23 protein-coding genes and 1 pseudogene are annotated in these 25,073 nt (G+C 71.0%); 13 read left to right on the forward strand and 11 right to left on the reverse strand.

The features are described 5' to 3' along the window. Window positions 1-187: 187 nt before the first annotated feature. The 8 genes from ACNFOC_RS05010 (at window position 188) to ACNFOC_RS05045 (ending at window position 7,974) form a co-directional block, all read left to right on the forward strand. Window positions 188-493, forward strand: a complete 306-nt coding sequence (locus ACNFOC_RS05010; RefSeq protein WP_416956962.1) for an antibiotic biosynthesis monooxygenase family protein — start codon at window positions 188-190, stop codon at window positions 491-493. A gap of 34 nt (window positions 494-527) precedes the next feature. Continuing rightward, the gene (locus tag ACNFOC_RS05015; RefSeq protein ID WP_416956964.1) at window positions 528-1,652 is read left to right on the forward strand and encodes an FAD-dependent monooxygenase; all 1,125 of its coding nucleotides are present in this window, start codon (window positions 528-530) and stop codon (window positions 1,650-1,652) included. Then, the gene (locus ACNFOC_RS05020; protein WP_416956966.1) at window positions 1,649-2,656 is read left to right on the forward strand and encodes an amidohydrolase family protein; all 1,008 of its coding nucleotides are present in this window, start codon (window positions 1,649-1,651) and stop codon (window positions 2,654-2,656) included. The genes ACNFOC_RS05015 and ACNFOC_RS05020 overlap by 4 nt, the downstream gene beginning before the upstream one ends. Continuing rightward, a complete protein-coding gene (locus ACNFOC_RS05025) occupies window positions 2,653-3,630 on the forward strand; it encodes a cyclase family protein (protein WP_416956968.1) in 978 nt (325 codons plus the stop codon). Before ACNFOC_RS05020 ends, ACNFOC_RS05025 begins: the two co-directional genes overlap by 4 nt. Before the next feature lie 8 nt (window positions 3,631-3,638). Further along, a complete protein-coding gene (locus ACNFOC_RS05030; RefSeq protein ID WP_416956970.1) occupies window positions 3,639-5,045 on the forward strand; it encodes an FAD-binding oxidoreductase in 1,407 nt (468 codons plus the stop codon). 3 nt (window positions 5,046-5,048) lie between these two features. Further along, window positions 5,049-6,005 carry a fumarylacetoacetate hydrolase family protein gene (locus tag ACNFOC_RS05035; RefSeq protein WP_416956972.1) on the forward strand — a complete coding sequence of 319 codons (957 nt, stop codon included), beginning with the start codon at window positions 5,049-5,051 and terminating at the stop codon, window positions 6,003-6,005. 168 nt (window positions 6,006-6,173) lie between these two features. Beyond that, entirely contained in the window at window positions 6,174-7,166 is a 993-nt protein-coding gene (locus ACNFOC_RS05040) for a LysR family transcriptional regulator (RefSeq protein ID WP_416956974.1), read from the forward strand. Window positions 7,167-7,203: 37 nt separating this feature from the next. Further along, entirely contained in the window at window positions 7,204-7,974 is a 771-nt protein-coding gene (locus tag ACNFOC_RS05045) for an SDR family NAD(P)-dependent oxidoreductase (protein ID WP_416956976.1), read from the forward strand. A gap of 49 nt (window positions 7,975-8,023) precedes the next feature. Here ACNFOC_RS05045 and ACNFOC_RS05050 read toward each other — a convergent pair whose 3' ends face one another. Both ACNFOC_RS05050 and ACNFOC_RS05055 read right to left on the reverse strand, forming a co-directional pair. Next, complete coding sequence (locus ACNFOC_RS05050) at window positions 8,024-9,823, reverse strand: FAD-dependent oxidoreductase (protein ID WP_416956978.1); 1,800 nt, start codon at window positions 9,821-9,823, stop codon at window positions 8,024-8,026. A 55-nt stretch (window positions 9,824-9,878) separates the two neighbouring features. Next, window positions 9,879-10,844 (reverse strand): zinc-binding dehydrogenase, encoded by a 966-nt coding sequence (locus tag ACNFOC_RS05055; RefSeq protein ID WP_416956980.1) that lies wholly within the window; start codon window positions 10,842-10,844, stop codon window positions 9,879-9,881. Window positions 10,845-11,019: 175 nt separating this feature from the next. Here ACNFOC_RS05055 and ACNFOC_RS05060 point away from each other — a divergent pair, with 175 nt between their 5' ends. Then, window positions 11,020-11,502 carry a MarR family winged helix-turn-helix transcriptional regulator gene (locus tag ACNFOC_RS05060; protein WP_416956981.1) on the forward strand — a complete coding sequence of 161 codons (483 nt, stop codon included), beginning with the start codon at window positions 11,020-11,022 and terminating at the stop codon, window positions 11,500-11,502. A gap of 10 nt (window positions 11,503-11,512) precedes the next feature. Here ACNFOC_RS05060 and ACNFOC_RS05065 read toward each other — a convergent pair whose 3' ends face one another. After that, window positions 11,513-12,472 (reverse strand): NADP-dependent oxidoreductase, encoded by a 960-nt coding sequence (locus tag ACNFOC_RS05065; protein WP_416956983.1) that lies wholly within the window; start codon window positions 12,470-12,472, stop codon window positions 11,513-11,515. 154 nt (window positions 12,473-12,626) lie between these two features. Between ACNFOC_RS05065 and ACNFOC_RS05070 the strand changes: the two genes are divergently transcribed. Further along, entirely contained in the window at window positions 12,627-13,469 is an 843-nt protein-coding gene (locus ACNFOC_RS05070; RefSeq protein WP_416957034.1) for a helix-turn-helix transcriptional regulator, read from the forward strand. A 179-nt stretch (window positions 13,470-13,648) separates the two neighbouring features. Here the strand turns inward: ACNFOC_RS05070 and ACNFOC_RS05075 are convergent, their stop codons facing one another. The 6 genes from ACNFOC_RS05075 to ACNFOC_RS05100 all read right to left on the reverse strand — a co-directional run bounded on the left by ACNFOC_RS05075 (window position 13,649) and on the right by ACNFOC_RS05100 (window position 18,847). After that, window positions 13,649-14,905 (reverse strand): RNA polymerase sigma factor, encoded by a 1,257-nt coding sequence (locus ACNFOC_RS05075; RefSeq protein WP_416956985.1) that lies wholly within the window; start codon window positions 14,903-14,905, stop codon window positions 13,649-13,651. Then, on the reverse strand, window positions 14,902-15,141 hold the full coding sequence (locus ACNFOC_RS05080; RefSeq protein ID WP_416956987.1) for a YciI family protein: 240 nt from the start codon (window positions 15,139-15,141) through the stop codon (window positions 14,902-14,904). The genes ACNFOC_RS05075 and ACNFOC_RS05080 overlap by 4 nt, the downstream gene beginning before the upstream one ends. A 98-nt stretch (window positions 15,142-15,239) precedes the next feature. Continuing rightward, entirely contained in the window at window positions 15,240-15,962 is a 723-nt protein-coding gene (locus ACNFOC_RS05085) for a YciI family protein (RefSeq protein WP_416956989.1), read from the reverse strand. A 150-nt stretch (window positions 15,963-16,112) separates the two neighbouring features. After that, on the reverse strand, window positions 16,113-17,645 hold the full coding sequence (locus ACNFOC_RS05090; RefSeq protein WP_416956991.1) for an MFS transporter: 1,533 nt from the start codon (window positions 17,643-17,645) through the stop codon (window positions 16,113-16,115). An 11-nt stretch (window positions 17,646-17,656) separates the two neighbouring features. Next, complete coding sequence (locus ACNFOC_RS05095; RefSeq protein ID WP_416956993.1) at window positions 17,657-18,070, reverse strand: VOC family protein; 414 nt, start codon at window positions 18,068-18,070, stop codon at window positions 17,657-17,659. Between the two features lie 6 nt (window positions 18,071-18,076). Then, entirely contained in the window at window positions 18,077-18,847 is a 771-nt protein-coding gene (locus ACNFOC_RS05100) for an SDR family NAD(P)-dependent oxidoreductase (RefSeq protein ID WP_416956995.1), read from the reverse strand. 169 nt (window positions 18,848-19,016) lie between these two features. Here ACNFOC_RS05100 and ACNFOC_RS05105 point away from each other — a divergent pair, with 169 nt between their 5' ends. The 3 genes and pseudogenes from ACNFOC_RS05105 to ACNFOC_RS05115 form a co-directional block, all read left to right on the forward strand. After that, a complete protein-coding gene (locus tag ACNFOC_RS05105; protein WP_416956997.1) occupies window positions 19,017-19,844 on the forward strand; it encodes a class I SAM-dependent methyltransferase in 828 nt (275 codons plus the stop codon). Between the two features lie 294 nt (window positions 19,845-20,138). Beyond that, a complete protein-coding gene (gene rho / locus ACNFOC_RS05110; RefSeq protein ID WP_416956999.1) occupies window positions 20,139-21,278 on the forward strand; it encodes a transcription termination factor Rho in 1,140 nt (379 codons plus the stop codon). A gap of 179 nt (window positions 21,279-21,457) precedes the next feature. Continuing rightward, a pseudogene (locus ACNFOC_RS05115) lies at window positions 21,458-22,252 on the forward strand (D-alanyl-D-alanine carboxypeptidase family protein); the annotation flags it as partial. Between the two features lie 11 nt (window positions 22,253-22,263). On the opposite strand, the gene ACNFOC_RS05120 reads toward ACNFOC_RS05115, so the two are convergent. Together ACNFOC_RS05120 and mptB are read right to left on the reverse strand one after the other, a co-directional pair. Further along, a complete protein-coding gene (locus ACNFOC_RS05120; RefSeq protein ID WP_416957001.1) occupies window positions 22,264-23,640 on the reverse strand; it encodes a glycosyltransferase 87 family protein in 1,377 nt (458 codons plus the stop codon). Beyond that, complete coding sequence (mptB, locus tag ACNFOC_RS05125) at window positions 23,637-25,031, reverse strand: polyprenol phosphomannose-dependent alpha 1,6 mannosyltransferase MptB (protein ID WP_416957003.1); 1,395 nt, start codon at window positions 25,029-25,031, stop codon at window positions 23,637-23,639. Before mptB ends, ACNFOC_RS05120 begins: the two co-directional genes overlap by 4 nt. Between the last annotated feature and the right edge of the window lie 42 nt (window positions 25,032-25,073).

Consider the following 25,073-nt stretch of genomic DNA (forward strand, 5'->3'; position numbering starts at 1 on the left):
TCACCGGCCCGCCGGGCCCGGGACCGCTACTCCGTCGGCGGCCCGCCGGACGCTGAACCGCTGGTCCATCGCCGTACGGGATGCATGACGTCCCCCTTGCCGATGCCTCGATCCGTTGACCGTGCATCGACCGCCCACGCAGGCTCGGAGCACCCACTTTCCCGAGGAGAAGCCCGAGGAGAAGAGCGTGATAGTCGAGCATGCCGAGCTGACCGTCGAGGCGGGTCGTGAGCGGGAGTTCGCGGAGGTGTTCGGCAAGGCCCGTGAGGTGCTCGCCGAGGCCGACGGGTTCCGCTGGGCCGAGCTGCTGCGCGGTGCGGAGCGGCCTCGGACCTTTCTGCTGCTGGTCGGCTGGGAGTCGGTCGAGGCCCACACGGTCGGCTTCCGGGAGTCCGAGGCCTTCGGCCGCTGGCGGGCCCTGGTCGGGCCGTTCTTCGCCGGGCCGCCGGCCGTCGAGCACTTCCACGAACTCGGCGCCCGCTTCTCGGTCTGACGTCACTCGTCGTCTACGTTCGCAAGGAACCCCCATGCCCGTACAAAAGGTGCTCGTCGTCGGCGGCGGCATCACCGGAAGCGTGCTGTGTCTCGCGCTCGCCCAGCGTGGCGCCGAGGTGGAGCTCGTCGAGATCTCTCCGCAGTGGTTCGGTGTGGGCCATGGCATCACCATTCAGGGCAACGCGCTCAAGGCGCTGCGGTCCGTGGGTGTCCTGGACCGGGTGCTGTCCCGGGCGGTGCCGTTCGACATCATGCGGCTGCGCCGCGCCGACGGCGGGCTGCTCACCGAGTTGCGCACCCCGCACACCGGTGGGCCCGAACTGCCGTCCACAGCGGGGGCGTTGCGTTCGGACCTTCAGGACGCGCTGTGCGACGCGGTGCACGCGCACGGAGTGCGGGTCCGCCTCGGGCTGAGCGTGGACCGACTCGACCGGTCGCCGGACCATGTGGACGTGGCCTTCACGGACGGTTCGGCCGGCCGCTACGACCTCGTCGTGGGCGCCGACGGCATCAACTCGGCGATGCGCGCCCTGATCGGCATCGACGCCAAGCCCCGCCCCGTCGGCATGTCGATCTTCCGGGTCGTCGCCGACCGCCCGGCCGAGATGGACTGCGCCGAGGTGTACTACGGCGGCCCCCGCTTCAAGGCCGGCTACAGCCCGATCTCCCCCGACCAGTGCTACGCCTACCTCCTCGACGAGAACCTCGACACCACCCTGGTCGGCCCCCGCGCCCCGCTCGACCTGCTGCGCGAACGCGGCGCCGGGTACGGCGGCACCTGGGGCAGGATCCTCGCCTCGCTGCCCGACGACACGGCGGTCGACTACCGCTGGATCGAGGCGATCCTCGTCGACGAGCCCTGGCACCGTGGTCGGGCCATGGTCATCGGCGACGCCGCGCACGCCTGTCCGCCGCTGATCGCGCAGGGGGCCGCGATGTGCATGGAAGACGCGGTACTGCTCGCGGAGTTGGTGACCGGGGACGAGCCGACCGAGAAGACGCTGGACCAGTTCATGGCCCGGCGACTGCCTCGCGTCCGGATGGTCCTGGAGAACTCCCTCCAGCTCGCCGACTGGGAGATCCACCCGGACACCCCCGGCGCCGACCCGGCACGGATCATGTCGGAGACCCTGGACAGCCTGACGGCGGCGGCGTGAACAGCTCGCCCGTGGTCGACTTCCACGGCCACCTCGCCGTCCCCGCCGCCGACGCCCTGGTCGCGGGCACCCCGGGTCTCGCCGCCGAACTCGCGGCCGAGCAGCGCGCCCACTCCCCCGCGTCTCTGACCGCCAACCGCGCCCAACTCCAGCGCCTGGCACCCAAGTTGACGGACGTCACCACACGCCTGGCGGACCTCGACGCGATGGGCGTCGACGTCCAGGTGGTCGGCCCGATGCCGATGCACCACTACTGGGCGGACCCGGACCTGGCGATCCACCTCGCCCGCACGGTCAACGCGGCCGTGGCCGCGCACTGCGCCGTCGCACCCGACCGCCTGTACGGCCTGGGCACCATCCCGCTCCAACACCCGGACCTCGCGGTCGCGTTGCTCGATCAGGCGGTCAACGACCATGGCCTGTACGGCATCAGCGTCTCCACGACGGTCGACGGCCGCGAACTCGCCGACCCCGCGCACGACGCGGTGTGGCAGCGGGCCGAGGAGCTGGACGCGATCGTCTTCGTGCACCCCTGGGGCTGCTCCCTCGGCGAACGCCTGGCCACCAACTACCTGGGAAACACCGTCGGTCAGCCGGTGGAGACGACGGTCGCGCTCTCGCAGCTCATCTTCACCGGCGTCCTCGACCGCTTCCCGCGCCTCAAGCTGGTGGCGGCGCACGGCGGCGGCTACCTGCCCACGTACATCGGCCGTTCGGACCACGCCTGGCAGGTACGGGAGGACGCGCGCGGCTGCGCCGATCCGCCGAGCGCCTATCTGCGGCGGATGTGGTTCGACGCGCTGGTGTACACCCCGCACGCGCTGCGCCATCTCGTCGAGGCGGTGGGCGCGGACCGGGTCGTCCTCGGCACCGACCACCCCTTCGACATGGGTGTGGACGACCCGGTGGCCCGCCTCGACGCGGCCGGGCTCACCCCGGCCGACCGGGCCGCCGTCGCCGGGGGCAACGCCCTCGACCTGCTGCTGAAAGGACGTACGCGATGACCGCAGGTGCCCTCGGTCCGATCGAGGAAGAACTCGCCAAGGCCCGTTCCGCCTACCGCAATTGGGGCCGCTGGGGTGAGGAGGACGTGCTCGGCACGCTGAACTTCATCGACGACGCGATCCGCGCCCACGCGGTGGGCCTGGTGCGGCGCGGGCGGTCCTTCTCGCTGGCCCAGGAGTTCAACGAGTCGGGCCCGCAGCGCGGCTTCCGCGGCCGTATCAACCCGGTCCACTACATGAAGGACACCGGCTCCGACGCGGCGGCCGGCACCCAGGGCTTCCCGCACGGCTTCGGCGGCGCCGACGACCACGTCGTGATGCCCTTGCAGGCCTCCACGCAGTGGGACGGGCTGGGCCACATCTACGACAACAAGCAGGCGTGGAACGGCCGTCCGTGCACCATCGTCAACGGTGACGGCGACTCGGTCACCGGCATCGAGCACATGAAGGAGGCCTTCACCAGCCGTGGGGTCCTCCTAGACGTGGGCCGCGCGGTCGGCGACGAGAACGGCGAACTCCCGGACGGATTCCCCATCTTGGAGGAGCACCTGCGGGCCACGATCGAGACGCAGGGCGCGACCAGTTCCGTACGGCGCGGAGACCTCGTCCTGATCCGCACCGGGCAACTCGGCCGTGTACGGCGGCTCGGCGCGTGGGGCGGTTACGCCGCCGGTGACGCGCCCGGCCTCTCCTTCACCACCCTCGGCTGGCTGCACCGCACGGAGATCGCGGCGATCGCCTCCGACACCTGGGGACTTGAGGTACGGCCCTACGAGTTCCCGCAGCCCGCGATGTCCCCGCTGCACCAGATAGCGATCCCCAACATGGGTCTCCCGCTGGGCGAGATGTGGGACCTGGAGGCACTGGCCGAGGACTGCGCGGCCGACGGCGTCTTCGAGTTCCTGCTGGTCGCCGCGCCGCTGCCGGTGACCGGTGCGGTGGGTGCCCCCGTCAACCCGATCGCGATCAAGTGAGCCCGCCCGTGACCGCATTCAATCGGGGGACGACCCCCGAGCCCCCACACCGGAACCGCTTCTCCGGCACCCTCCACCTCCCCGACGACGAGGACTTCGAGACGGCGTGCTTCGGGCGGGTCTTCAACGCCCGCCGCCCGACCGACCGTTCACCGGCCGCCGTCCTCACGGCCGAGTCGGAGCAGGACGTCGTCGAAGGGGTACGGCTCGCCCTGGAGCGGGGCTGGCAGGTCACCGTCCGTTCCGGCGGGCACAGTTGGGCCGCCTGGTCGGTGCGCCAGGACGCCCTGCTCATCGACCTCGGGGGCTTCCGCGAGATGGCGTACGACCCGGGGACGGGGATCGTGACCGCGACGCCCAGTGTGAAGGGCGGCGACGAACTCAACCCGTATCTCGGCGAGTTCGGCCGTTTCTTCAACGGCGGGCACTGCCCCTCCGTCGGTATCGGCGGCTTCCTGCTCCAGGGCGGGCAGGGCTGGAACGCGCGCGGCTGGGGTTGGGCGGCGGAGAACATCGTGGCCATCGATGTCGTCACCGCCGAGGGCGAGTTGGTGCGCGCCGACGAGACCCACCACGCCGATCTGTTCTGGGCGGCGCGCGGCGCGGGCCCCGGTTTCTTCGGCATCGTCACCCGCTTCCATCTGCGTACGCGCCCACTGCCGACGTACCTGGGCCACACCGTGCACGCGTACCCGCTCGCCCTGTTCGACGAGGTCATGACCTGGCTGCACGGCATGCACCACACGGTCTCGGACCTGGTCGAGATCGTCGCGCTCACCCAGACACCGCCCGACCTGGACGAACCGGTGCTGCTGGTCACAGGCGTGTCGATGACCGACACCGCCGAACAGGCCGCCGAGGCCCTGGCGCCGCTGCACGCCAACCCGTACGCGGACCGGGCCCTGTTCCGCGTGGAGGCCCAACAGACCACCCTCGCCGAGCAGTTGGCGGGGCAGCGCAGCGCCAACCCCGAGGGCCACCGCTACCTGGTCGACAACGCCTGGCTGACCGGCCCCGCCGACGAGGTCGTCCCGGCGATCCGCAAGGCGTTCACCGAGCAGCCCACCCGACAGACCTTCACCATCTGGTTCTCCATGGCCCCGCTGCGCCAACTCCCCGACATGGCCTTCTCGTTGCAGTCGGAGATCTACTGCGCCACGTACGTCATCCACGACGACCCGGCACGGGACGCGGAGTTGCTCGCCTGGCTGGACGGGGCGATGGCGGACATGGAGCCGGTGACCGCCGGCCAGTACCTCGGAGACTCCGACTTCACCGTGCGGCAGTTGAGGTTCATGGGCGACGAGCAGTGGCGGCGGTTGCGGGAGATCCGGGCCGCGTACGACCCCAAGGGGCTCTTCGCCGGCCACCTCAGCACGGGGGCCGTCACCAACACCAACCACTGGGAGCAGTGAGCGATGCGTTTCGCGACATACGAGTACGAGGGCGTGGAGCGCGCCGGGGTCCTGCGCGACGGGACCGTACATCCGCTGCCCGAGGGCATCACGGTACTGACCCTGCTGGAGCAGGACGTGCTGCACGCGGCGGGCACCGAAGCGCTGCGCGCACCAAGCGATTTGACGGTGGATCAGGTCCGGCTGCTGCCTCCCCTCAAGCCGCCGTCCATCCGGGACTTCGTCGGTTTCGAGGCGCACATCGAGGGGGTCTCGAAGTCCCTGGACGGGCTGGAGCACGTGCCCGAGGAGTGGTACCGGGCGCCCAACTTCTACTTCACCAACCCCCATGCCGCGTACGGCGCGCACGACAACGTGCCGGTCCCGGCGGGCTGTTCGGTGCTCGACTTCGAGTTGGAGGTCGGGGTGGTCATCGGCCGCAGCGGGCGTGATCTCACGCCGGAGCAGGCGCGCGAGCACATCGTCGGCTATCTGGTCTTCAACGACTGGTCGGCGCGCGATCTGCAGAAGCCGGAGAAGAACCTCGGGCTCGGTTTCTCCAAGGGCAAGGACTTCGCGAACACGCTGGGCCCCTGTCTGGTCACCGCCGACGAGGTCGAGGACCGGCGCGACCCGGACGGCTTCCTGGACCTGGAGATGACGGTCACCCTCAACGGCGAGCTGATCGGCCGCGACACCCTCGCCAACGTCTCCTGGACCTTCGAGGAGATGATCGCCTACGCCTCCCGGGACGCCTGGGTGCGCCCCGGGGACATCCTCGGCTCGGGCACCTGCGGGTGGGGCGCGCTGGCGGAGTTCTGGGGCCGGGTCGGCGAGCGCACCCCGCCGCCGCTCCGGCCCGGCGACGAGGTGACACTCTCCGTGGAGCGCCTCGGCACCCTCTCCAACCGCGTCGTGCCCGGCCGCAGGGACGTATACCTGCCGCGCGCCCGCAAGCGCGGCCGGACACCGCGGCCGTAGACCTTGCCGCACTTGTGCCTGAATACCTTCCGACCTGCACACATCCAGGGATCCGATGGTTGCTATCGGATCCCTGTGACTTCTCTCCCGGCCCCTTCCTCGGCGGGAATCCGGTCGTTACGCTCCGGTTTCACCGAGCTTCAACGACGCGGCCGGAAGGACACACGCATGGGTCTGGGAGCAATCGACCTGAATCTTCTGGTGGCTCTGGAAGCCCTCCTGGAGGAAAAGAACGTCACTCACGCGGGGGTGCGGCTGTCCACCAGCCAGTCCGCGATGAGCGGCTCCCTGGCCCGGCTGCGGCGGCACTTCAACGACGAGCTGCTGGTGCGGGTGGGCCGCGAGTACGAGCTGACCCCGCTCGCGGAGCGGCTGCTGCCGGTCGTCCAGTCCTCCCTGCACAAGGCGGAGGAGGCGCTGTCGCTGACCAGGCACTTCGACCCGTCGCGCAGCCGGCAGCGGTTCTCGGTCGTGATGTCCGACTACGTCATGACGGTGTTCGTGGAACCCCTGCTGCGGGCCCTCGCGCAGGAGGCGCCGGGCATCCGTATCGACTTCCACCCGATCGTCATCGGGCAGTTGGAGACCGAGACCCATCTGCGCTGCCACGACCTGATGATCGTGCCGCTCGGCTACCAGCTGCCCGGTGTCAGCGAGGCCGTGATGCACGACCGGTTCGTGTGCCTCGTCGACCCGGACAACCCTCGTCTGGTCGACGGGCGGCTCTCGCTGCGCGACCTCGCCGAGATGCCGCACGCGGCCTGCGCCGTCGGCAAACTCACCCCCGCCGACCGGCAGTTGGAGACCCTCGGCATCACACCCCGGGTGCAGGTGAGCACGCCCGGTTTCAACGTGCTGCCGTTCCTGGTGGGCGGCACCGACCTGGTCGCGGTGGTCCCCGAGCGGCTCGCCCGGCGCTACGAGGGATTCGCGCGCTGTGTCGTCGTACCGACGCCCTTCCCGGACGTACCGCTGGTGGAGGCCATGTACTGGCACCACAACCGGCACGCGGACCCGGCGCACCGCTGGCTGCGGGAGACGGTCCGCAGGGTGGGCGCGTCGCTGAACGACCCGGTGGTGCGCGAGATCGCCGACGAGATCGCCGACGCGGATGCCACCCATGCCGATCGTGCGTTTCCGGAGCTGACCCCGGCTTCCTAGCGTGGACGGGAGACAGCCCGCACCCCCTGGAGGAACCGTGAGCCGCACGCGTCTGGCCGGTCGTACCGTCGTCGTCACCGGGGCCGCGCAGGGCCAGGGAGCCGCCGAGGTGGCGGCCGCGGCCCGGGAGGGTGCGACGGTGATCGCGACCGACGTCCTGGACGAGGCGGGCGAGAAGCTCGCCGCGTCACTCCGGGGCGACGGCCTCGACGTGCGCTACCGGCACCTGGACGTGTCGTCGCCGGAGGACTGGGCAGGGCTGGCGGCGACGCTCACCGAGGTGCACGGTCTCGTCAACAACGCGGGCATCGCCATGCGCGCCCGTCTCGGTTCGGTCGAACTCGCCGACTGGAACCGGGCGTTCGCCGTCAACACCACGGGCGCGTTGCTCGGCATTCAGGCCCTCACCCCGCTGATGCCGGCCGGTTCGTCCATCGTGAACGTCGGCTCGGTCGCGGGCCTCACCGCGCATCACGCGGTCGCGTACACGGCCAGCAAGTGGGCGCTGCGCGGGCTTTCGAAGGTGGCCGCGCTGGAACTGGCCCCACGCGGCATCCGTACGAACGTGATCCATCCCGGCTACATCGAGACCCCGTTGATGGCCTCGGCGAACCCGGTGTTCGTCCAGGCCCACCTGTCGCTGACCCCGCAGGGCCGCGCGGGCACGGTCGACGAGGTGGCGCCGCTGGTCGTCTATCTGCTGTCCGACGAGGCGTCGTACGTCAACGGCGCGGAGATCACCGTGGACGGCGGGTACGCGGCGCACGGCGGGGTGAAGGCGATCACGAACGCCCTCGACGCGTCGTGACGGCCGGCGTCCTGGGCGACACCGGCCGTCGTGGGTGAGGAGCGAAGCCCTACTGATCGGTGCGGTCGGTACGGAAGTTGGCGGTCAGCCGGTTGATGCTCTTGACCGCGAGTTCGGCGAAGTTCGAGCGGGCGACGATGGCGGTGGTCTCGCCGTGCCGTCGGACGCTGCGCAGGTCGCGCTGGACCTGGCGCGAGAGCTGGTGGAGTTCCCGTTGGGCAGTGGCGAGCCGCTGCTCGGCGGCGCTTCGGGCCTGTCGGTGCTCGCGTCGGGTGCGGGGAGCGCCGGTGCTGTCGGACGAGGTCTCTGTGGGCATGCCGGTGCTCGCTTCCGTGGTGGTGGGTCGCGTCGCCGCGAGGGGGCGGACGCCGACGGTGTCCAAATAGGCTTCTACGGCGGGGAGTTCGGCGGTGTCGACCACGGCGGCGACGTATCCGTCCGGGCGGACGAGCACCCACTGCTCGGAGGACAGTCCGTAGGCCTTCTGGACGCGGTCTCCGCTGTCGAGGATGTCGCCCCGGGTGCCGATGGTGTGGATGTGCAGGCCGGGGCGGGGTGTTGGGGCCGAGGCCTCGTCCACGTCGTGGCCGAGGAGGGTCCAGTGGGGTCCTTGGAACAGGCTGAACAGGCGGGTGGGGAGGCCGCCCGTGCCGGTGACGGGCGAGTCGGGCGCGCGGTCGCCGGCCAGTACACCCTTGTCGCGCCCGGAAGTGCGCAGCGACAGGGGGGAGTTCAGGTAGCCGAGGTCGAGCTGGCTGACCTCGCGGCCCCGGCGGATGTCACGGTTCTTGGCCGCTTCGAGCAGCTTCTCGGACAGGCCGAGGACGGCTTCGGCGATGGGCCGGCGTTCCTGCTCGTACGTCTCCAGGAGGGATTCCGGTGCGCCGTCGAGTACGGCGGCGAGCTTCCAGCCGAGGTTGTAGGCGTCCTGGACACTGGTGTTGAGGCCCTGCCCGCCGGTCGGCGGGTGGCAGTGCGCGGCGTCCCCTGTGAGGAACACGCGCCCCCGCCGATAGGTGTCGGCCAGCCGGGCGTTCATCTGGAACGCGGACGCCCAGGACACGGAGCGGATCACGACGTCGTCGCGGCCGGTGCGTTCGCGGAAGAAGGCGGTGAGTCCCTCGGCCGAGAGGTCCAGGTCGACGTCGAAGGGGACGGGGGCCTGGAGTTGGAACATGTCGGTGCCGTAGAGCGGGCACATCGAGACCTGCCCGGCGGTGTCCTCGCCCCAGCGGTGCCAGGCGTCCGACGAGACGCCGTCGACGTACACGTCGGCCACGATCGCCCGGACGCCGAGGGTCTTGCCGGGAAAACCGATACCGAGCGTCTTACGGACGAAGCTGGATCCGCCGTCGGCACCGATCAAGTACCTTGCCCGTACGGCCTGTTCACCATCCGAGGTGGCGATGCGCGCGGTCACGCCGCCTGCGTCCTGGTCGAAGCCGACGAGTTCGTGGCCGTAGCGCGGGGCGCGACCGAGTTCCGCGAGCCGTTCACGCAGCCGGCGCTCGGTGAGGAACTGCGGGACGAGCAACGGTATTTGGTACGGCTCCTCCGGCGTCGGCTCCGACATCTCCACGCCGACCTGGTCGATGGGCCCGTCCGCGGTGTAGATGCGCTGGACGGGATACTCACCGCCGGAGGCGACGATCCGGTCGATCACGCCGAGGTCCTCGAACACCTCCTGGCTGCGCGGCTGGATGCCCTTGCCGCGGGAGCCGACGAACGGCTGCGGTGCCTTGTCGATCAGCAGGAAGGCGATGTTCCTGCGGGCGAGGTCGAGGGCGAGGGTCAGACCGGCCGCGCCGGTGCCGCAGATGACGACGTCGGTGGCTGTGGTGGGGGACATGGCTCCAGGCTCCTTGGGAGATTCCGGTACGAACTGCGTGACGGTCAGGGCGAGTTCAGGGCACCAGGACGGTGCGTACGCCCGGGACCTCGGGCGCGCTCCAGGCGCTCTCGACGTCGGCGAGGGGTACCGCCTTGGCGGTGACCGCGATGCCGCCGCTCTCGATCTCCTCGACCAGGGAAGGGAGTTCCTCCAGATACGTCCTGGTGGACACCGCGCCCTGGCCGTTGCCCTGGAGCCGGAAGTTCGCCGAACGCAGTGCCACTGACGGGAGTTCGATGGTCGGGCCCGCCATGGCGCCGATCTGGATCCAGTTCAGGGCGCGGCCGCGGTCGGCGCGGGCCCGCAGCACCGCCATGATCGCGTCGCCGGCCGGCTTGCCCCACAAGTAGTCGATGACCAGGTCGACTTCGGCGGCCTCCTTGGCCAGCGCCGTCGCGGTGGCATCGGCATCCTCGGTGAGCGCGACGGTCGCGTCCGCGCCGATTCCGGGCAGCGCCGCCAGCCGGGCCTGGTCACGTCCGGCGCCGACGACCCGCCCGGCACCGAGCCGCTTGGCGACCTGGACGGCCATCTGTCCGGCATTGCCGGTGGCGCCGAGGATCAGCACCGACTGCCCGGCCTCTATCGGAACGCGGCGGCGCAGTGCGACCCAGGACGACATGGCGGGGTTCATCGCGGCGGCGATCTTCACGACGTCGGCGCCGTCGGGGAGCGGGATGCTGTGCCGGCTGTCGATGACGGTCCGGGTGGCCATCGGGCCGACGAGTTCATCGTCGGCGACGAAGTACACCAGGCGCCCGTCCGCACGCCGGCCGACCCCGTCGACTCCGGGCACCAACGGCAGCTTCCCGGTGCTGGTGTAGTGGCTGCCCGACGCGCCGGTGCGCACCCGGGGGTGCAGGCCCACGGCGAGGACGTCGACGATCTCCTGGTCCTCGTCGGTCGGCGCTGGCAGGTCGAAGGGATCGTAGCGGGGCGGGTTGTCGAACGAGCTGACGACGGCGGCGTGGATGTCCATGGCTGCTCTCCTGGGATTCGGCACACGGGACGAGAGGGCGGGGTACGGAGCACAAGCGGGTACGGGACACGACAGGCTTAGTAGGCGCCACGAAGGTTGGTGCCACGAAGGTTTTAGTACGTGACACCAATCAAATTAGTAGGTGCCGCGTACCTTTGCAAGTAGAATCCGTGACATGACCTCACCGCACGACACCGCTCCCCCGGCGACCGAGGACCTCGGCCTGGTCGACGCCCTCGCCCAGCTGTCGTTCCTCGTGCAGAACGCCCTGGCCGAGCTCGCCGGGGAGCACGACCTGTCGATCACCCAGACACGGCTGCTCGGGATCCTGCGGGACCGGGAGCCGACGATGAACGAGCTAGGCCGTCACCTGGGCCTCGACAAGTCCTCGATCACGGGACTGGTGGACCGCGCCCAGCGCCGGGGGCTGGTCACCCGCACGCCCAGTACCGTCGACCGCCGCTCGTTCCAGGTGTCGATCACCGACGCCGGCCGCGATGTCGTCGCACAGGTCGGCGCGCGCTTCGCGGAGCGGATCAAGGACTGTGCCGCACCCCTGACCGAGGCGGACCGCAAGCGCCTGTCCCGCCTGGCAACGCGCCTCGTGACCGCCGACGCCCAGTCACGCGGCATCGACCTGAGCACCACGCCCCGCTGACCGGACTCCGTCAGACGGTGCCGCGCGGCACCGTCACCACGTGCTTGCCCACGACGCCGCCGCGCTCGAACGCCTGGTGCGCCGCGGCGATGTCCGCGAGCGGGTACACGCTGTCGATCACCGGGCGCAGCGCGCCCGAGCTGACATGGCCGGCCACGTCGCGCAGCACGGGGGTCTCGGGGTTGGCGCTGAAGGTGCGGATGCGGCGGGAGCCGTGCACGCTCGACGCGGCGATCGCGGCGATGGCGGACGGGGAGAGTCCGACGGTGACCATCCGGCCGCCCTTGGCCAACCGGCCGCGGTAGCAGTGCAGTTCCGTGCCGACGGTGTCGACGATGACGTCGAACGGCCCGATCTGGTCCGAGGTGGTGGAGCCGTAGTCGAGGACCTCGTCGGCTCCGAGGTCGGTGAGGATCTTGGCGTGGCGGTCGCGGGCCAGCGCGGTCACATGGCCGCCCATCGCGTGCGCCAGCTGCACGGCGGCCGTGCCGACTCCGCCGGCCGCACCCCGGACCAGGACCTTCTCGCCGCTCACCAGGCGCACACTGTCGCGCAGCGCGATCAGCGCGGTGGAACCCGCCACGACCAGGGAGGCCGCCTCGACAGAGGAGAGGTCCGCCGGGGCGTGTGAGATGCGCTCCGCGGAGACCACGACGTACTCGGCCGCCCCCGCGACGGAGTGCCGCTGCCGGGGATGCACCATGCCCCACACCCGGTCCCCGACCCGGTAGCCGTCGACACCGGCACCGGTTGCGGCGACGACGCCGGCGAAGTCCAGCCCCACGCCGATCGGGAACCGGCGCCCCGACACCATCTTCAACTCCCCCGCCCTGACGATCACGTCGTGCCCGTTCACGCTGGACGCCTCGACCGACACCAGCACCTCACCCGAGCCGGGAGCGGGACGATCCACTTCATTGACCCGCAGAACGTCCGCAGTACCGAAACTCGTGATCTGAACGGCCTTCATGTCGCTGTTCCTTCCGTGGCCCGCTGTGTGGTTGATCCGATGCTGGACCCCGCACGCGAGATCACGGTCGTTCTCCTTTTCCTGGGTCTGGCAGACCCACCCTCGCGGGCCGTGCCGACGGCATACTGGCGCGGTGAACGACACCTCCCCCGGCATGAGCGACGATCCCCGACGCGAACTCGCGGAGTTCCTGCGCACCCGCCGAACTCGGCTGCGGCCAGAGGACGTTGGCCTGGAGCCCGGCCCACGCCGGCGCGTCGCGGGCCTGCGGCGCGAGGAGTTGGCCCTGCTGGCGGGGGTGAGTTCGGACTACTACCAGCGCATGGAGCAGGGCCGCGACGTACGCCCCTCCGAACAGGTGCTGGACGCTCTCGCGCGGGCCCTCGACTTCTCCGCCGAGGAGACCCGCCACCTGCACAGCCTCGCCGCCGCCGCACGCACGCCGGTCCAACTGCCGCGTTCGTACGAGCCGGAGAAGGTACCGGACACCACGCGACGGCTGCTGCACGGCATGACCGCGCCCGCTCTGGTCGTCGGCCGTTTCCTGGACGTGCTGGCCTGGAACCCGCTCGGTGGCGCCCTGCTCGGGGACTTCACCCGGCAGCCCCAGAAGGAGCGGAACCTGCTGGCACTGTTCCTGCACCCCCAGGCCGACCGGACCTGCCCGAACCGGGCGGCCACCGTCGCGGAGCTGATCGGGATGCTGCGGACGCAGGTCGCCGCCGATCCGGGGAACCCGCGCGCCGTCGAGCTGGTCGGTGAACTCGCCGTCCGCAGCGACGAGTTCGCGGCCCTGTGGGCCCTCCACGACGTGACCGAACCGACCCGCGGCCAGATGCGCCTCGACCACCCCCGGGTCGGCGAACTCAACCTGGACTGGGACGCCTACCCGATACCGGGCAACCCGGGCCCCGCGCTCATGGTCTGCACCGCCGCCGAGGGCAGCCTCGACGCCGAGCGACTCCAACTCCTCGCCGGCCTGCTCGACGTCCGCTGAGGAGGGGCCTCGGTCAGCCGCGCAGACGGAGGCCCGCGAGCCAGACGTTCGGGGTGCCGGGTTCCGGCTCATCGGCCGCCAGTCGGGCCAGGGTCTGCCGTACGCGGCGCAGGAGTGCGAGGGCGGTCATCAAAACCTCCGGTGTCGTGGGCTGCTTTCACCCCACCGACGAACGGCTCCTACGCGGATCGACACTCCGCGAGCCGCCGCTCCAGAAACCTTCGCTCCGCGTCGTTCTCCACCAACTCCAGCGCCCGTTCGTACGCGACAGCCGCTTCCTCCGTGCGGCCGCTGCGGCGCAGCAGATCGGCGCGGGTGGCGGGCAGCAGGTGATAGTCGGCCAGTTCGCCCGACCGCTCCAGCTCGGCCACCAACTCCAGCCCCGCGTCCGGGTGTTCGGCCATGCCCACGGCCACCGCCCGGTTCAGGCGCACCACGACGGAGGGCACGAAGCGCTCCAACTCGCCGTACAGGCCCGCTACATCTGCCCAGTCGGTCTCCTCGGCCGTGGGCGCGGTCGTGTGGCAGGCGGCGATGGCGGCCTGGATCTGATACGGCCCGGGGCGGCCCCGGCGCAGCGCGGTCTCCAACAGGGCGGCGCCCTCGTCGACTTCGGCCCGGTCCCACGCCGTACGGTCCTGGTCCTCCAAGGTCACCAACTCGCCCGCCGCGTCCACCCGTGTGCCACGGCGGGCGTCGTGCAGCAGCAACAGGGCCAGCAGGCCGAGGACTTCGGGCTCGTCCGGCATCAGGCGGGCCAGCACGCGGGCCAGGCGGATCGCCTCCGCGCAGAGGTTCGTCCGGACCAACTCGGCGCCGGACGTGGCCGCGTAGCCCTCGTTGAAGAGGAGATAGACCACCCCCAGTACGCCCGTCGTCCGCTCAGGCAGCAGATGCGCGGGCGGCACCCGGTACGGGATACCGGCGTTGCGGATCTTCTTCTTGGCGCGCACGAGCCGTTGCGCCATGGTCGCCTCGGGGACGAGAAAGGCGCGGGCGATCTCGGGGGTGGTCAGGCCCGCGAGCGTGCGCAGGGTCAGTGCGACCCGGGCCTCGATGGGCAGCGCGGGGTGACAGCAGGTGAAGACCAGCCGCAGCCGGTCGTCGTCGACGCCGCTGTCGTCGCCGTCGTACTCCGGGTCGTACGGTCCCTCGTCCCGCCCCAGCACCGCGACCTCCCGCAGTTTCGCCGCCCCGACCGCCTCCCGGCGCAGGACGTCGAGGGCGCGGTTGCGGGCGGTGGTGGTCAGCCAGGCGCCGGGGCGGCGCGGGATTCCGTCGCGCCGCCACCGGTCGAGTGCCTGGGCGAAGGCGTCCTGCGCGCACTCCTCCGCGAGGTCCCAGTCGCCGGTCACCCGGATCAGGGTGGCGACGACCTGGCCCCACTCCTCGCGGAAGGCGGCGGCGACCGCCGCCTCGACGTCCGGCACGTTCACTCCCAGACCGGCCGCACCTCGACCGAGCCGCCGTCGGAGGCGGCCGGGTGCTTCGCGGCCAGGGCGATCGCCTCGTCGAGATCCGCGACGTCGATGAAGGCGATGCCGGCGAGGTATTCCTTGGTCTCCGCGAACGGGCCGTCGCTGAGCAGCACTTCATCGCCCCGGACACGCACGGTGGTGGCGTCCGTGGAGGGCCGCAGCCGTGCGCCTCCGGTGACCCGGCCCGCCCGCACCTCCTCGAAGTAGGCGGCGAAACGCGGGTCGTCGGCATGCTCCGCCGGGCTCTGCTCCTCGTCCCCGACCGTGGAGCAGAACAGCAGGGCCTACTTCATCACGCCCCCTTCAGGGATACGGCGTGCTCGTGCGTGATCAGCCGCTTCAGTCCGACGTCGCGGTAGCCGGTGGTCACGCGCAGCGTTTCGTCGAGCGGGGTGCCGTCGGTGCGGGTGCCGGTCAGCCGCACGAGGGAGTGGGCGAAGCCGATGCTCTCGTCCACCTGGATGCGCAAGTCCCGCACCTCACGGGTCACCGGCCCGGTGACCGACGCGAACAGGTCCCGCAGTGCCTTGCTGTGGGCGTCGAGGCCCTGCCTCTCGTGGCCGTCGGCGAGGTGGAAGACCTCCGCATGCGGTGCGTAGCAGGCCAGCGCGCGGTCGAGGTCCCGTTCCCGGACGGCCTCCGTCAGTTCGGCATCGAGCCGGCGAATCGCCGACTCGGCGTCCTCCTCGTCCTCCATGGGCCAGAAGGGACGCACCTCCATGGCCCCGATGGTGGCGACCGGGTGCTTCGCGGCGGCCTCGACGGCCTCCTCCAGGGTGTCGCACTCCAGGATGTCGAATCCGGCCACGTACTCCTTGGTCTCCGCGAACGGCCCGTCGGTGCGCAGCACTTCCCCGCCGCGCACCCGCACGGTGACGGCCTCGGCGGGCTGCGCGATCCGGTGCCCGTGCAGCCGTACCTCGCGGTCGCCGAGCTCCTCCACCCAGGGTTCCACGGGTGCCATCCCGGAGGCGTCGGCGGCGTCGTCGCCGCACACAAGCAGCATGTATTTCATGGGTCCTCCCGGTCCTCGATGAGCTTCCTACACCCCACCGACGAAAGCGACCGAGCCGGATCGACACCCCTCCGAGAAAAAACACGGATCCATAAACCACGGAGAGGCCGGGGCATCGACCCTGACCTCTCCGTCACTACCTACTACCTGTCATGCGGTGGCGGCCTGCACCGACGGCTCCCCCGCCCCCACAACCGCGCGCTCGGTGTTCTTGCGGACCAGCAGCAGGGTGACCACCGCGCCCAGCAGTGAGGCGCAGCCGCAGATCACCACGCCGATGGCCATGCCGTGGCCGAGGGCGGTCTGCGCGGCGGCCTTGGCCTGCGCGCTGCCCGCGTTGACGACGGCGAGCGGACCGGCCGCCTTCTCCATGCCGGCGTCGGCCCCGCTGAGCTTGCCGACGAGCGCGGAGGACGCGAGGCTCATCGCGATGGTGGAGATCACAGCTGGGCCGAGGCCCTGCCCGAACTCACGGACCAGGCTGGTCGCACCGCTGGCCATGCCGGTCATGTTGATCGGTACGGCGTTCACGGCGGCGGAGGTCAGCGAGGACACCACGCAGATGAAGCCGATGCCGAGCAGCAGCACCGGGCCGATGAAGGCCGCGAGGGAGGTGGTGGTGATGGGCAGCGCGGCGATCCAGAACTGTCCGGCGGCCATGGGCAGCAAGCCGCCCATCAGGAGCCAGCGGGCGTCGATCCTGGTGAGCATCCGGCTGAGCACCGGCGCCAGCAGCAGCGGGATCAACTGGAGGATCACGAACGGCATTCCGGCCCGCAGCGCGCTCAGGTGCATCACCGCGCCGAGCCGGATCGAGACGCAGTACGCGGTGCCGATGAAGCCGAACATGCCGGCCAGCGCGACGACGGCCGCCGCCGCGAACGACGGGATCTTCAGCAGGTCGAGGTTGAACATCGGCGAGGCCGCGCGGGTCTCCGCGACGACGAACCCGGTGAGTGCGACGGCCGCCAGGGCCAGCGAGCCGACGATCGCCGCGCTGCCCCAGCCGCGGTCGCCGCCCTCGATGATGCCCCAGAGCAGGGCGGTGAGGCCGACGGCGATGGTGATCTGTCCGGGCCAGTCCAGCGCGCGGCCCTCGGGCGCCTTGGAGTCGGTGACGAGCTTCCAGGAGGTGACCGCGACGACGAGACCGAGGACGACGGGCGGGACGAACGCCCAGCGGAAGTCGGCGACCGTGGCGAGGATCCCGGAGGACAGCGGGCCGAGCGCGGAGGCCAGCGAGATCGACAACGCCCAGGTGGAGACCGCCTTGGCGCGGTCCTTGCCGTCGGGTGTGGCCGCCGCGATGACCGCGAGGGAGCTGGGGAACAGGGCTGCCGCACCGATGCCGGCCAGGGCCTGCCCGGTCCACATCATGGTGATGTTCTGCGAGGTGGAGTTGAGGAGTTCACCGAGCGCCAGGACGAGCCCGCCGAGCACCAACAGCCGCTTGCGTCCGAAGAGATCGCCCACCACGCCGAAATTCAGTTCCAGAATCGCGGTGGGAAGAATGAAGGCGGAGGTGACCCAGGCGACCTGGGAACCCGACGCACCGAATGCGGCCTGAATTTCTCCGTTGATGGGCGAGGGAACGGTAATGCACAACTGTGCCGCCGCGACCGCGAGACAGCACGCTATGAGCGTTCCGGGGTCCAGTCTTTTCAAGGAGGTCGAATCCGTCATCGTGCGTGCCCTCACTCTGCGTTTTTCTCTATGAGTTCGATGAGATTTCCCTCGGGGTCACTGACCCAGGCCATGCGCACTCCGGGCTCGGGGGACGGCCCGGGTGCCATGACCTCGCCCGCGCCATGGGCCACCAACGCGCCGTGGACGGGGTCGAGTTCGGGGGTGGTGACCGCGAAGTGCCCGTACCCCTCGGTGAGGGCGGCGGTCAGCGGGTCCGGCGCGCGAAGGCCGGGGGCGGAACCGGGTCTGGCGAGCAACTCGATGCGCCAGCCCTGCGGATGCTCCAGGACGACACCGTGCAGACCGGGCCCTTCGAGATGGAACTCGAAGACGGTCTTGAGGCCGAACGCGCCCTGGTACCAAGCGGTTTGGGCGGCCAGATCGCGTACGTTGACGCCCACGTGGTCGAGTCGGGTGGTCACGGCGGCTCAGCCCGCCATCGCGCTGTCGCCGCCGTCGACCATGAGGTTGGCGCCGTTGACGAAGGCCGCCTCGTCGGAGCAGAGGAAGGCGGCGGCCCGTGCGATGTCCTCGGGCCGGCCCACCCGCCCGACCGGGATGCGCGCCTCCAACTGGGCCTTGGGACCGTCCGGATCGTCGAGGAAGGGTGCGGTCGCGGAGGTGCGGGTCATGCCCGGGGCGATGGTGTTGACCCGGATGCGGTGCGGGGCGCCGGCCGCGCACAGGTGCAGGCTCATCGCCAACACCCCGCCCTTGGCGGCCCCGTGGGGCACCATCGGCATGAACTGGGCACCGCGTACGGCGGCCACGGACGCCACGTTGAGAACGGCCCCGCCACCCCGCGCGATCAGGTGCGGCCAGGCGGCCTGGGTACAGAAGTAGGGGATGTCCAGCTCGTTCTTGATGGTGAAGTACCAGTCCTCGGCGGGCATCGTCCCGAACGGGCCGTTCCGCAGCGCGGAGGCGTTGTTGTAGAGGATGTCGATCCCGCCGAAGGCCGCGATCCCGGCCTCGATCCACTCCCGGGCGCCGCCCTCGGTGGACAGATCCACGGGTGCGAGGGACCGCATGATTCCGCCGGCCTTTTCGACGAGTTCCACGGTCTCGGCCGCACTGTCCGCGTCGATGTCACAACCGAAGACTTCAGCACCCTCCGCCGCGAATACCAGCGCCGCGGCCCGCCCTATTCCCGCCCCCGTTCCACTGATGAAAGCGATTTTCCCGGCCAGTCGACCCATGATTGCCAAGTCCCTTGTCCCGTGCCGCCGTGGTGCGGTGGTGGCAGCGTAGGTACGGCCATTGGCGAGAACAAGAAATGGGTCAGCGAAGGGCCATCGGGGGTTCGTATGGCTGGTATGAGGCGCGGAGCCGAGAACTCCTCGCACCTTCCCTGGAAGGATGCCGTCCATGAGCACCGACGACCCCGCACGGCTGATGCGCGCCAACCAGGCGAACTGGGACGCCCGCACCCCGGTCCACCTCGCCAGCCGTTTCTACGGCCTCGACGGCGACCCGGACCCGGACCGCTGGTTCGCCGCGTTCGAGTGGGACGACCTCGGCGACCTGGCCGGCCGTGACGTGCTGCATCTCCAGTGCCATCTCGGCACGGAGACGCTCGCGTTCGCACGCCGCGGGGCACGTGCGACGGGCCTCGACTTCTCCGAGGCGTCCGTGACGGCCGCGCACGGCATCGCGGCGAAGGCGGGCCTCGACGTCGACTACGTACAGGCGAACGTGTACGACGCCGTGAAGGCCCTGGGTCAACGGCAGTTCGACGTCGTGTACACCGGCAAGGGCGCCCTGTGCTACCTGCCCGACCTGCCGCGCTGGGCGGACGTGATCACCCAACTCCTGCGCCCCGGCGGCCTGTTGTACATCGTCGAGTTCCACCCCCTGCTCAACTCACTCGGCCCGAAGCCGGCTCCGGGCGACGGACCCGAACTCCTCCTCCGCCACGACTACCTGGGCGGCGGGGGCCCGGTGCACCGGGACGCGACGTTCACGTACACCGACGGCCCGGCCGTGGCGGGCGCGACCGCCAGCTACGAGTGGATGCACGGAATAGACGAGGTCATCAACGCGTTGACGACGGCGGGACTGAACATCCGGCGCCTTCGCGAGAGCGACGAACTGCCCTGGCCGCGCTGGCAGGAGATGGTACGCACCCCGACCGGCTGGTGGCGCCTGCCCGAGCCCCGGATCCCCCTCCTCTACGGCCTGCTGGCGAGCCGCTGAGCCGTAGCTCACTGCCGGACTCGCACCGGGTGTGCTACGGTGCGGTCAGCACTTGTGTACGCCCCATTCTGGGCGCCGGTGCCAGATCCACTTCTCCTCCGCCGAAGAGCCCGTCGATGTCCGACCGGCACACCGGCTTCTTCACACCACTTCGTGACCGGCGACTTTCCGCCGTACCCGAGGTGATGTTCCCCGCCGCCCCGAGGAGCGCCAGTTCGCCCTCCGTCTGCGGCTTCTCCCCCTTCCTTCCGCATGACACATCACATGCATCCGTCCTTGAAAGGACCCCCCATCATGACCACCACACTCGAACCCCCAGTACAGGAACAGCCCCGCACCCAGACCGGCACCGGTGTCCTCGACATCGACGGCAACGGGAAGGGGCACCTGCGGGCGCTGGACTGCCAGCCCTCGCCCACCGACCTCCAGGTCTCCCCCGCGCTGATCCGCCGTCACGGCCTGCGCAAGGGCGACCTCGTGGAAGGCGTCCGCGGCGGGCAACGCGCCCTGACCGAGGTCGCGTTCGTCAACGGGCACACGCCCGGCGAACTGCGCGGCCGACGCCACTTCCGTGACCTCACCCCGCTGCACCCGCGTGAGCGGCTGCACCTCGAACACCCGGCGGCCGGCCTGACCGGACGCGTCGCCGACCTGATCGCCCCCGTCGGCAAGGGCCAGCGCGGGCTGATCGTGGCCCCGCCCAAGACCGGCAAGACCGTACTGCTCCAGCAGATCGCGGCGGCCGTCGCCGGCAACCACCCCGAGGCCCGCCTCATGGTCGTGCTGCTCGACGAACGGCCCGAGGAGGTCACCGACATGCGGCGCTCCGTGCGCGGCGAGGTGTACGCCTCCACCTTCGACAAGGCCCCCAAGCAGCACATCGCGCTGGCCGAGCTGGTGATCGAGCGGGCCAAGCGGCTCGTCGAGGCGGGCGAGGACGTAGTGATCCTCCTCGACTCGCTGACCCGGCTGTGCCGGGCGCACAACAACGCGGCCGCGTCCGGTGGCCGTACCCTCAGCGGCGGTGTCGACGCGACCGCCCTGATCGGCCCGAAGAAGTTCTTCGGCGCCGCCCGCCTGGCCGAAGAGGGCGGCTCGCTCACCATCCTCGCCACCGCGCTGGTGGAGACCGGTTCCCGTGCTGACGACTTCTACTTCGAGGAACTCAAGAGCACCGGCAACATGGAACTCCGCCTCAGCCGCGAACTGGCCTCCCGCCGGGTCTTCCCGGCCATCGAGATCACCCCGTCCGGCACCCGCCGAGAGGAACTCCTCCTCACCCAGACCGAGTTGACAGCCGTACGGGGCCTGCGTCGCGTCCTCCAGAACAGGGACGCCCAGGGCAGCTTGGAGACCCTGTTGGAGCGGATGCGCGAAACCCCGGACAACGCGACGTTCCTACGGCACATCCAGCCGACGCTGCCGTCTAACTGACGGGACGGCCATGCCTTAAGGGGCGCGGGGAACTGCGCGACCAGCCCCCACCGGGCCCGCAGACGAATCACTAGCGCATCCGGGTACTGACGAACCCCGCTCGGCCCGGCCAACACCCTCTACGACGTCTCCGTTCCTACGTTTGCGGTATGACAATCGGATTCTCACCCCGGATCGCCATGTCGACCTGCGCCCTCTGCCTGACGGCCGTCCTCGCGTTCACCCCCGTCACGGCGACAGCCAACACCGGGTCGGATCCCAGCACCCAGGTCCACCCTCACCCCGGCGCCCCCCAACTCCCGGACATCTCCGCCCTCTCCTGGCTAGTCGCAGACACCCGCACCGGCGAAGTCCTCGCCGCCCACGACGCCCACCGCAAACTCCCACCCGCCAGCACCCTGAAAACCCTGTTCGCCCTGACCGTCCTCCCCGTACTCCCCGGAGGGACCCGGCACCGCGTCACCGAGCAGGACCTGGCCGGCATCGGCGAGGGCAGCAGCCTGGTCGGGGTCGAGGAGGGCCACACGTACCGCGTGGCCGACCTGTGGCGCGGGGTCTTCCTCAACTCCGGGAACGACGCCGTGCACGTCCTGGCCGCCCTCAACGGCGGCTGGCAAACCACGGCCACGCGGATGCAGGCCAAGGCACGGGCCCTGGGCGCCCTCGACACCCAGGTCATCTCACCGGACGGCTACGACACCGACGGCCAGGTGTCCTCCGCCTTCGACCTCGCGGTGTTCGGGCGGGCCGGACTGCGCAACGCGGACTTCGCCCGGTACTGCTCCACCGCCGAGGCCGAGTTCCCGGGCAGGGGATCGTCGTACGGCATCCAGAACACCAACCGGCTGCTGACCGGCAACGACGGCGTGGAACGGTATCCGGGGATCCTCGGCGTGAAGAACGGCTACACCACGCACGCCGGCAACACCCTTGTCGCGGCGGCACGTCGGGGCGGGCGGTCGCTCGTCGTCACGGTGATGAACCCTCAGGCCGGCGGTGGTTTCACCGTGTACGAGGAGGCGCGCGAGCTGCTCGACTGGGGTTTCGCGGCTGCGGGGCGGGTCGATCCGGTGGGGTCGCTGGACGCGTTGCGGGCCAGGCCGAGACCGGGTCCCGCGGCGGTGCCGGTGGCCGCGGCGGTCGTACCGGACAAGGGTCCGGGCTGGGCCGAGACCGCGGCGATCGTGGCCGCCGCCGTGCTGGGCGCGGGTGCGGTGGTGGCCGCGTTGCGGTTCAGGGGCCGACCTCTTCCCCCGGCCTGACCCGTCGGCAGCCACAGCAGCAGGCCGAGCGTGATCCAGGTGTACGTGTTGCTGCCGAGGAAGCCGTCGATGCCCGAGGCGTCGTGGAACCACAGCCACACGACACTCGTGCACATCACCCCGTAGAGGGCGCCCGCGATCCGTGGGTGCCCCGCACGGACCAGCACGGCGAACGACGGCAGCAGCCACACGAGATGGTGCACCCAGGTGATCGGGCTGATCAGACACGCGGTCAGCCCGGTCAGCGCGAACGCGGCCGTCCAGTCCCCCACGACGATCGCACGGCGCGCCCGAACCGCCCACACGGCCAGCACGAGGACGACGACCGTCGCCCACAGCGGGCGGCCCGTTTCGCCGAGCCGGGCCAGGACGCCTTGCAGGGACTGGTTGGAGACGTAGTCGAGGCGGCCCACCCGAGTGGTGTCCCACATGGCCCGGGTCCAGTAGAAGCGTGAGGCGTCCGGGACCACCAGGGCCGCGAGCCCGGTCGCCCCGAGCGCCACGGCCGTCGCCACCGCGGCGGCTTTCCAGCGTCGGGCCAGCAGCAACAGGGCGATGAACAGCGCCGGCGTGAGCTTGATCGCCGCCGCGAGGCCGATGCCGACGCCCGCCCAGCGGCCCCGGCCGGTGGAGAGCAGCCAGCCGTCACCGAGGACGAGGGCCAGCAGCAGGAGGTTCACCTGCCCGAAGCTGAAGGTGTCGCGCAACGGCTCGAACAGCGCCAGCCCACACGCCACCAGCGCCCACCCGAACCAGCCGTAGCGCCGCCACCCGGGCCCGGCCAGGATGCGCAGTACGACGGCGAGAGCCCCCAGGTTGAGCACGAGCGCGGCGACGATCGCGGTGCCGAGCCCGACGTACGCCATCGGCGCCATGCTGACGGCGGCGAACGGCGGGTAGGTGAAGCCGTACGTCGTCCCGGGCACCCGGTAGTCGTAGATCCGGCCGCCGTGGTGGAGCCAGGTGTGGACGGTGCCGTAGTAGACGCGCAGGTCGAACCAGTCGCGCAGCAGCGGAACGGTCGCCGTGAAGACGGCGACGACGGTGGCGAGGGCCAGTACCAGGAGGAGCCGGCCGCGGTCGGTGTGGGGTGTTCTCATGCCGTACGCCCCAGGGCCGGGGCCTCGGCGGCCTGGCGGGCCTGCCAGAGGACGACGATCGCGAGGACGCCGCCGGAGACGGCCAGCACGAGTTGTCCGATGTCGGCGGGGCCGCCGCTGGGCAGGACGGCGAGGGCGAGGACGCCGGTCACGGCGGCCACCCGGTGTCGTACGGACGTGCTGGGCGCGGCGGCGGCGATGAGGAACAGGCCCCACAGGGCGTACCAGGGGCGGATCGCCGGGCCGAAGGCGGCCACGACCGCGAGGCTGAGGCCGAGGGCGTAGACCGGGCTGGGCCGCAGGCGCAGCCATATGGCGAGGACGGCCGCGCCGGTGACCGCGAGTCCGAGGGCGTGCCAGGCCGGGACGGCGAAGGGCGCGAGATCGCTGCCGAGGTGTTTCAGCAGGGCGCCGGTGGCGCGGCCGAGGAGGCTGGTGAGGGCCCAGTTGTGCGCCGAGACGGGCGTGTCGAGGGCGCCTATCCAGCCGTAGCCCGTGCCCGCGAAGGCGGTCGCCGCGACCGTGGTGGCCGCGGACGCGACGACGGTCGTCGTGACGGCCTTGGCCGGTCGGTGCCCCGAGCGGATCTGGAGGAGCACGACGGCGGCGAGCCCGAGCGCGGCCGGTGCCTTGACCAGGGCGGCGAGCGTGACGAGTACGGCGCCCAGGACCGGCCAGCGGCCGAGGGCGGCGACCAGGCCGATGCCGAGCAGTCCGAGCATGATCGCGTCGTTGTGGGCGCCCGCGACGAGGTGGAGCAGCACGAGCGGGTTGAGGGCGCCGAGCCAGAGCGCGGCGGCCGGGTCGGCGCCGCTGTGCCGGGCGAGCCGGGGCAGCGCGGCCGCCATCAGGCCCACTCCGAGGAGCGCGACAAGCCGCATCCCGAAGAGCCCGGCGGGGAGCTCGCCCCGGGTCAGTCCGGACAGCCCGGAGGCGACGGCGAGGAACACCGGGCCGTACGGCGCGCCCGTGTGCTGCCACAGCGGGGCGACCTCGTCGGCGAGGGGCCCGCCGAGCGCGGCGGGCCCGTGCGCGTAGACGTCCATGTGGGCGTCGACCATGGCGCCCTGCGCGAGATAGCTGTACACGTCCCGGCTGAACAGCGGCGGCGCGAGCAGTAGCGGGGACGCCCACACTGCGAGGACCAGGAACAGGGAGCGCGGGGTGGGCGGTTCGGCGCTGCGGACCAGTTTGCCCAGCAGCAGCCAGGCCGCTATCAGCAGGACGACACCGAAGTAGACCCCGACCAGCCCGAGCGCCGCCTGCGCGGAGGCCGGGGAGAAGAGATCGGCGGCCGGGAGCGCTCCGGCCGTCTCACCGCCCAGCGCGAGGACGGCGGTACCGGCCAGACCGAGTACCTGACAGCGGCGGAGATCGACGGGAAAAGCCATGGCCAACACTCGCCAAGCGTGGCAACGCCGGATGGCGGGAAA

Origin of the sequence: Streptomyces colwelliae (assembly GCF_048158785.1) — a bacterium.
Classification (GTDB): domain Bacteria; phylum Actinomycetota; class Actinomycetes; order Streptomycetales; family Streptomycetaceae; genus Streptomyces.